Source organism: Bacillus solimangrovi (assembly GCF_001742425.1).
In the GTDB taxonomy this organism is placed as follows: Bacteria; Bacillota; Bacilli; order Bacillales; family Bacillaceae_N; genus Bacillus_AV; species Bacillus_AV solimangrovi.
Window position 1 is genome coordinate 21,364 of sequence record NZ_MJEH01000035.1, and the last position, 8,154, is coordinate 29,517.

Genomic DNA, 8,154 nt, shown 5'->3' on the forward strand with positions numbered 1-8,154 from the left:
AAGCATTTTATCATCATTCATATAAGAAAAGATAATCTCTTTCGTTTTAAATTACTCACCTAAATCAACATTATGATACACTTGTTGAACATCTTCTAAATCTTCTAATACGTCTACTAGCTTCTCAAATTGTGCTCGTGCATCTTCTGACAATGTTATGTCATTTTGAGCAAGCATCGTTAATTCAGCAACTGTGAATTCTTCAATACCCTCATTCTTCAATGCTTCTTGCACAGCATTGAACTGCTCTGGTTCAGCATATACAATTACAGCTCCATCTTCTTCAAGAATATCCCGAGCATCAACGTCCGCTTCCATTAAGATTTCAAGTACGTCATCTGCCGTCTTTCCTTCAATACCAATGACAGCAGTCGCATCAAACATATATGCAACTGAACCACTTACACCCATGTTTCCACCATTTTTACCAAATGCAGCACGGACTTCCGATGCAGTACGATTTACGTTATTTGTCAGTGTATCAACGATAACCATCGATCCGTTTGGTCCGAAACCTTCATAACGAAGCTCATCATAGTTTTCTTCTGAACCACCCTTAGCTTTTTCGATAGCACGTTCGATAATTGATTTCGGTACATTGTACGTTTTTGCACGTTCAAGTACAAACTTTAATGCTTGATTTGATTCTGGATCAGGTTCTCCCTGTTTTGCTACTACGTATATTTCACGCCCAAATTTTGCATAAATACGACTTGTATTTTTATCTTTTGATGCTTTTTTTTCTTTAATATTGTTCCACTTTCGACCCATATAGTTCCACTCACTTTCATATTAAATCAACTTAATGGACATTATGTGTTGATTACAAATTTTTTTATACTACATAAACTCATTCACTAAATTATATCATAAGTCAGCTACACGGATGGTGTGAAATGAGTCTAGACGTTGACTACTTGTAATATCTTTTGAATAATATAATTTTCTATCAATTTCGACAATTATTTCAGTTGTTCTGTGCTACCTTTAGATTAGTAATAGTTTAATAGAAACGGAGCGTGGAATTTTGTCTAATAAAGAAGTTGGATTTGATACTTTACATACATTATCTGGTGATTCAGGTATTAAGAGCTTAGAATCACTTAGAGATTTTTCAGAAGATTTAGCGAAATATGTAGTTGAATTTGCATATGGTGAAATTCATTCACGTGACCATTTTACATTAAGAGAAAAAGAGCTGTTAACACTTTCTTCTTTACTTGCTCAGCCTGGTTGTGAAAATGCATTACGATTTCATTATAGAGCAGCGTTAAATATTGGGATGTCAAAGCAGGAGTTGATTGAGATCATCATTCATTGTTTACCATATGTTGGTTTCCCAAAAGCAATGCAAGGTATAGAAGTGCTACAAGAAATTTTACAAGAAACAACTCAATGACCTACTTAAGTCATCTAGGAGGGAAAATGGTTGAATATTGATCCACTATACATTTTAAATGCAAATTATCGTTGCAAATATGAATATGGACTTTCTCCATTTGAGAAACCGAACCTCGTTTCAAAACTATCAGATGATGCATTAAATCAAAAGAAAGAAGAATATAAGGAACTTATTTCGATGACTAAGTTTTTCATGACAAAGTTACTCGCTTTCTTAGAAAAAATACCAACTGTCATCTTTATAACAGATGACAATGGTGGTGTCATAGAAAGCTTTGGAGATGAATTGTTATTGAATTCGTTAAACTTAGGCGAGGGGTTAATATTTAATGAAAAGATATCAGGTACAAACTCTGTCACATTAAGCCTTGCCCATAAACAGCCTATTCAAGTTGTCGGTAAACAACACTTTTTCCATATGCTTCACGGCTATTCATGTAGCACGTGCCCTTTCAGCTTAACTGATTGTGATAAAACTAGTGGCACAATTACACTCATGACAACTGTTGATAATTCGAGTCCCTTTCATCTTGGTTTAGTCTCTTCAGCCGTTGACTCTATCGAACGTGAATTAAAGCTAAGGGATACTAATCAACGTCTATCATTATTAAATCAAATGATGATTAGCTCCATAAAAAATGGGATTGTCATTACTGATAATAACGGGATAATCATAGATTTTAATGCAACTGCAGAAGAAATACTATCAGTCAAAAAATCAGAAATAATCGGAGATAAAATTGAAAATTATAACGATATATCCTGCATTCTTAAAAAAGTTATTCAAAATCAAGAGGAATTCCAAGATGTAGAACACACCTTCTCTAACGGGAAAACATGTATTATTGATGCTTTTCCACTCTATTCTGAAAGCAATAGATTAGAAGGAGGATTCATTCAATTTCGTGATATTACTGAACGACGAAAGCTCGAAGATGAAATTATCGCTTCAGAGAAATTCTCTGCAATTGGAAAATTAAGTGCAGGGCTTGCACATGAAATACGTAACCCACTCACACCAATTATGGGTTTTGTGAAGTTAGTTATGGAAAAGCATAAAGAAGACATTAAAACAGAGCAGTATTTGACATTAGTACTTAACGAACTTAGAAGAGTAAAAAAACTTGTCGATGATTTTGTCATCGTCTCTAAACCTGAAACGCCATCAAAAGAATTAATCAATATTAAAACGCTCATTGATGAAACAACAAATTTAATGCAAAGTCAATTTTTGCTTCATAATGCTTCAATTGAAATAAACAATCAATTAGAAGAAGAGATTTTCCTGAAGATGGATGGGTCACAAATTAAACAAGTATTAATTAACCTTATACAAAATGCATTAGATGCTATAGAAGAAAAAGGGAAGATAACAATTTCTTTAATGAAGGTAAATCTTGAAGTCGTTATCGTTGTAGAAGACAATGGAGCAGGAATTGAAGATACTTTGCTTGCGAAATTGTTTAATCCGTTCTTTTCTACTAAAGAAGAAGGTATTGGACTCGGTCTATCGATCTGTTATCGAATCATTCAAAATCATCAAGGAGATATTACTGTTCACTCTACCTTAGGAGAAGGTACAACATTCAAAATCTATTTACCTCTTAATGAATCTATAGAAACGGAGGATATCACATGACTGAAACAGTCCTTTCTATTCTCGTAAATCATATTAAACATTGGAATATAACACATGTGTTTGGTATTCCAGGCAAACCCGTCGGACCAATTGTCTTTGAATTAGAAAAACAAGGAATTTCCTTTGTTTTAAGCAGACATGAATGCGCATCAGGTTATGAAGCTAGTGGTTATAGTTTGCAATCTGGAACACTAGGTGTTGCACTCGGTACTTCTGGACCTGGTGCTACAAATTTAATAACAGCAGCAGGACAAGCAATGGCTCACAATCTTCCAGTTCTATTTCTAACAGGCAGTATGTCTGCTGCAGAAACAGGCAAGTCATTCGCACAAGATTCATCCTTCTTTTCTACAGATCTAGTTAAAATGTTTGAACCTGTAACCCGATTCAGCGCACGTGTAGAGCGAAAGGAGCTCACTGAAAGATATATTCAACATGCACTAGAAAAAGCATTCTCAGGTACAAAAGGGCCTGTCCACCTATCGTTTCCGTTAGACGTGCTCTTAGATGATATCGAACCGTTTATTGTCGATATTCCAACAATAAGTCATACCGTTTCTACATCACTAGATAACTGTGCAGATTTATTGAATAAGGCAAAGCGCCCACTCTTACTCTTGGGAAAAGGTGTCCGTTCCTCAGGTTGTTATGAAGAAGTAGTACAGTTTGCAGAGAAGTGGCAGATTCCAGTCTCAACAACTGGAGGTGGAAAAGGAACATTTCCAACGAATCATCATTTATCAATAGGAGGATTTGGATTAGGTGGATCTATTGAGGTAGACCAATATTTACTATCAGGTGTTGATGTCATGATTGTAATTGGTTCCTCACTTAGTGATATGTCAACAGCTGGATTTACAGAAGAGATGTACCCTGAACAAGTTATTCATTTTGACTACAATCGAACATTTGTCGGCAAGATGATTACACGTCCGACATTGTTTATTGAAGGTGACGCAAAAGAAAATTTACATCTATTATTACAAAAAGAGACACCTCATATAAGTCGCGATCTACCACAACCGAAAACTCCTATAGTAATTAGTAATGAGCATCGTGATTTCATGTCTTCAGCTGAAGCAGTACAAGAAATTCGCCGTCACTTACCACATGATACATTAGTATTTGCAGATGCAGGTAGTCATGCCTATTATGGGGTAAAGTATTTTGATACCTATCAGCCTGGTACATTCATATTTGATGACCTATTTATCGCAATGGGAAATGGGATCGGGATGTCAATTGGAGCGAAAGCTGCTTCACCAACTCGTATCGTCGCATGTATAACCGGAGATGGATGCATGTATATGCACGGAACAGAACTAGCTACTGCAGTGGACATTTCTGCGAATGTGATTTTCTTCATGTTCAATAACGGAAAGATCGATATGGTTGAAAAAGGAATGAAAAAATGGTTTGGTAGTTCTGTTAAAACTGTCTTTCAGCCTGCACTAGATGGTGTTAAATTTGCCGAATCTATGGGAGCTAGAGGAATATTAGTTCAAAACTTAGAAGATATTGAAGATGCTATTAACATAGCGATGAGCGAAAGTGGCCCAACCTTAATCGAGTTAATAGTTGATCCTGATGAAGTTCCACCTACTCTCAAAAGAGATGACTAAATCCACATGGACAAAAGTAAGTAGTGTGCGATGATAAACATACAATAAGCAATCGCCCGCCTAGTTACGGGCGATTGCTTATTTAAACCAACCTCTTTCTTTCGATTGTGTAATTGCTTCGATACGATTCTTCACTTCTAATTTTTCTAAAATAGTTGATATATAATTACGAACTGTACCTGTTTTAATACTCAATTTATCTGCAATTTCCTTCGTATCATTTCCATCAGCAACTAACTCTAAAACTTCTCTCTCTCTTTTAGACAGAGGATTATCTGAACTATAAAAGTCTTCCATTAGTTCTGGTGCATACATTCTCTTTCCCCTCATAACAGCGCGAATAGAGCTTGCCAGCTCCTCACTTGGACTATCCTTCAACAGATACCCGTTTACACCTGCTTTTAATGCACGCTGAAAATATCCCGAACGTGCAAATGTCGTTAAAATAATTACTTTACAATCGAATTCTTTAAGGTCTTCTGCAGCTTCAAGCCCAGTCTTACCTGGCATTTCTATATCCATAATGCAGACATCTGGTTGAAATTTGTGAACAAGTGATACCGCATCTGCCCCATTCGATGCTTTTCCGACGACTTCCATATCCTCTTCCAAATCAAGTAAAGAACCAAACGCTCCTAGCAACATCTGTTGGTCTTCTGCAATAACAATTCGAATCATTCAAGTTCCTCCCTATCTGTCTGCTTCACATCAATTGGCACACGTATTATTAATGTTGTCCCATCATTAGTCATGAGTTCTAAGTCACCATTGACAAATTCTAAACGCTCTCTCATTCCTATTAAGCCATGACCTTTCCCTTCTTTTTGATTACGAATCTTAAAAACACCATCGTCATGAATCGTTAACACAATATCCTTCCACGTTTGTTTTATCGATATGGTGCACGTTTTTGCACCACTATGTTTCACAATATTTGTCACTGCTTCTTTCATACACATACTTAATATATTCTCAGTTAACGGAGAAACCCCTGTTAATGTGATTTTTTCTTGACCAATGAACATTATTTGAGCTGCATCTAAAATTTGCTTAACAAGTGGCAATTCATCATTGATTCGAATACCACGCATTGAAGAAACCATTTTTCTCACTTCATTTAACGCTGTTCTTGCTGTCTGCTGAACATCCTTCAATTCATTACGTGCTTTTTCTGGGTTTTGATGAATTAACTTTCTCGCTAAGTCACTTTTCAACCCAATTAGAGACAGCTTCTGGCCTAGCGTATCATGAAGATCACGAGCAATTCGCTGTCTTTCTTCTAATTTACTTAATTCAGCTAACCTTTTATTCGCATCTTCTAACTTTTCTTCAAGATGATCCTTCTCTTTACGATTATGAATACTGAATGGAAGCAATATGACACTAATCCAAATTACGATTACAAATGGCAATTGCGCTAAAAATAAGGAACCATTATTAATAATACTAAAGTTAATCGATATTGAAGTACTAATTAAATGAACAAAATATAAGATGAAGAAAGTAACACGTTTTGTTATATTTCCAATGAAATAAGCTAAGAAAAAAGCAAAATACACATAACTGAAAAGACTAGTTGAAGTTATCGAAATCGCGATTAATATGAACGTCCAAAGGTAGACAGGCCATCCTCCTTTGGAAATGAACGCAAAACGATAAAACACAAAAAATAAAATTGTAAGAAGAATCCCGATGATGATTTCTATCGTTGAGGAAGATTGAAATATAAAATAAAACGGTAAAATACAAAGAACGGCCCATATATATGGAGATATGCCATTGTTCTTTTTTTGAAATGTCATAAACCTTTTAAACATATAAAACCTCTTTTTTCCTTATATTAATTGACAACTCCACATCATGCAACAATTTAAAAACCTTTCACACTTGTTTGAGCTTGTTCAAAACTGTTGCTCTTACAAATATGAAAGGTCTAGTTCGTATATTTAATTACTTCGCCTGAACTCTCATAGGCTTCACATGAGCTAGAGACTTCAAATGTTTAAAACCTATAAATTTCTTGCCTTCTTCATCCCATAAATGAAATTTAAGTGAATGTAAACTCGTCATTAAAGTAATCGTTGGTGCGTGTTGCAACGGTACAGATTGATTATGCGCGTCTTCTAACTTGTAATTAGGGACTCTTGGACTTAAGTGATGAACATGATGAAAGCCAATATTACCTGTAAACCATTGCAAAGCTTTTGGAAGTTTGTAGTATGAACTTCCTTCAACGGCAGCCTTCACATATTCCCACTTACTATTTTCTTCGTAATAGGAATACTCAAAAGTATGTTGCACATAAAATAACCAAATACCTGCAGCACCAGAAACCATAAAGATTGGACCTTGCACAAGTAAAAATTGCTGCCAACCAATCGTGTAGCATAGTAATGCAATTAATCCAACAATTAAAATATTCGTCAAGTAAACGTTCATTCGTTCCTTGCTCCTTGCGCCTTTGCGATTAAACCGATTCAAAATCAAGAAGATATAAATTGGACCTAAAACAAACATGACAAATGGATTACGATACAAACGGTATGATAAACGCTTCCAAGAAGACGCTGCTTTATATTCTTCAACTGTCATAACCCAAATATCACCAACCCCACGCTTATCTAAGTTACCGCTCGTTGCGTGATGAACAGAATGGCTATGTTGCCATTGATAAAATGGGAAGAATGTAAGAACACCTGTAATCGTGCCAAGAATCGCATTTGCTCGACGGTTCTTAAAGAACGAGTTATGGCAACAATCATGGAAAATAATAAAAATTCTAACTAATAATCCTGCCCCTATCATTGTAAGAGGTAACGTTAAAAGATAAGAAATGGATAGGCTTTGATAGGCCAGAAACCAAACGACAAAAAACGGAATAAATGTCGTAAAAAGCTGAGTCATACTACTTGTAAAATCAGACTTTTCATATGGCGAAACTTGTTTTCTCAACTCAGATTGCTTTTGTTTATTCATTTATAACCAAATCCTTTTCCTCTTAAGTTAATTCTGATTATAAAGAATAAAAACGAATCTTTGCAGACATACATGTCATATGAAAACTATGATAAATGTAATAGTTTCAAGTAAATGATTCCCACTAACTCCTCATCTTTTCATTTAATACTCTATTTTAATTTTTTTCCTTTAAAATCCGCAATAGAAAATACATAAGGACAAAGCAAAACTAAACAAATCTTACTATTACATTTAATTAATCAAATGCACGCCTTATATCATAATTATCTATGTCAAGCTCAGTAGGTTTACCTAATGCTAGACTAGCAAGTTCAGCTCCAACATATGGGCCGCTCGTTAATCCAGAAGAACCTAGACCATTTGCTGCAAGTAAACCTTCTACATTCGGAACATAACCGATAACGGGCAAGAAATCTGGTGTGAATGGTCTAAAACCTACTTTTGTTTCAACATATGTACTATTTTCTAACCCAGGGGCTATTTGTAACGCTTTATTCATGACTTCATTCATTC

The 8,154-nt window shown here is 35.3% G+C and carries 8 protein-coding genes; 3 read left to right on the forward strand and 5 right to left on the reverse strand.

What is annotated here, in order from left to right; translation table 11 throughout:
- Window positions 1-51: 51 nt before the first annotated feature.
- Entirely contained in the window at window positions 52-771 is a 720-nt protein-coding gene (locus BFG57_RS12800; protein ID WP_069717889.1) for a YebC/PmpR family DNA-binding transcriptional regulator, read from the reverse strand.
- Window positions 772-1,027: 256 nt separating this feature from the next.
- On the opposite strand from BFG57_RS12800, the gene BFG57_RS12805 reads away from it, so the two are divergent.
- Genes BFG57_RS12805 through BFG57_RS12815 form a run of 3 tightly spaced genes read left to right on the forward strand, consistent with a single transcriptional unit; the run spans window position 1,028 to window position 4,662 of the window.
- A complete protein-coding gene (locus tag BFG57_RS12805) occupies window positions 1,028-1,399 on the forward strand; it encodes a carboxymuconolactone decarboxylase family protein (RefSeq protein ID WP_069717890.1) in 372 nt (123 codons plus the stop codon).
- Window positions 1,400-1,429: 30 nt separating this feature from the next.
- Window positions 1,430-3,040 carry an ATP-binding protein gene (locus BFG57_RS12810; protein WP_069717891.1) on the forward strand — a complete coding sequence of 537 codons (1,611 nt, stop codon included), beginning with the start codon at window positions 1,430-1,432 and terminating at the stop codon, window positions 3,038-3,040.
- Window positions 3,037-4,662, forward strand: coding sequence for a thiamine pyrophosphate-binding protein (locus BFG57_RS12815; RefSeq protein ID WP_069717892.1), 1,626 nt, complete (start codon window positions 3,037-3,039; stop codon window positions 4,660-4,662). The genes BFG57_RS12810 and BFG57_RS12815 overlap by 4 nt, the downstream gene beginning before the upstream one ends.
- A gap of 78 nt (window positions 4,663-4,740) precedes the next feature.
- Here BFG57_RS12815 and BFG57_RS12820 read toward each other — a convergent pair whose 3' ends face one another.
- The 4 genes from BFG57_RS12820 to BFG57_RS12835 form a co-directional block, all read right to left on the reverse strand.
- Complete coding sequence (locus BFG57_RS12820; RefSeq protein ID WP_069717893.1) at window positions 4,741-5,340, reverse strand: response regulator transcription factor; 600 nt, start codon at window positions 5,338-5,340, stop codon at window positions 4,741-4,743.
- Entirely contained in the window at window positions 5,337-6,479 is a 1,143-nt protein-coding gene (locus tag BFG57_RS12825) for a sensor histidine kinase (protein ID WP_069717894.1), read from the reverse strand. The genes BFG57_RS12820 and BFG57_RS12825 overlap by 4 nt, the downstream gene beginning before the upstream one ends.
- Window positions 6,480-6,612: 133 nt before the next feature.
- Window positions 6,613-7,638, reverse strand: a complete 1,026-nt coding sequence (gene desA / locus BFG57_RS12830) for a Delta(5) desaturase DesA (protein WP_069717895.1) — start codon at window positions 7,636-7,638, stop codon at window positions 6,613-6,615.
- Window positions 7,639-7,876: 238 nt separating this feature from the next.
- On the reverse strand, window positions 7,877-8,154 hold a 278-nt coding region (locus BFG57_RS12835), incomplete at its 5' end, for an NAD(P)/FAD-dependent oxidoreductase (RefSeq protein WP_069717896.1).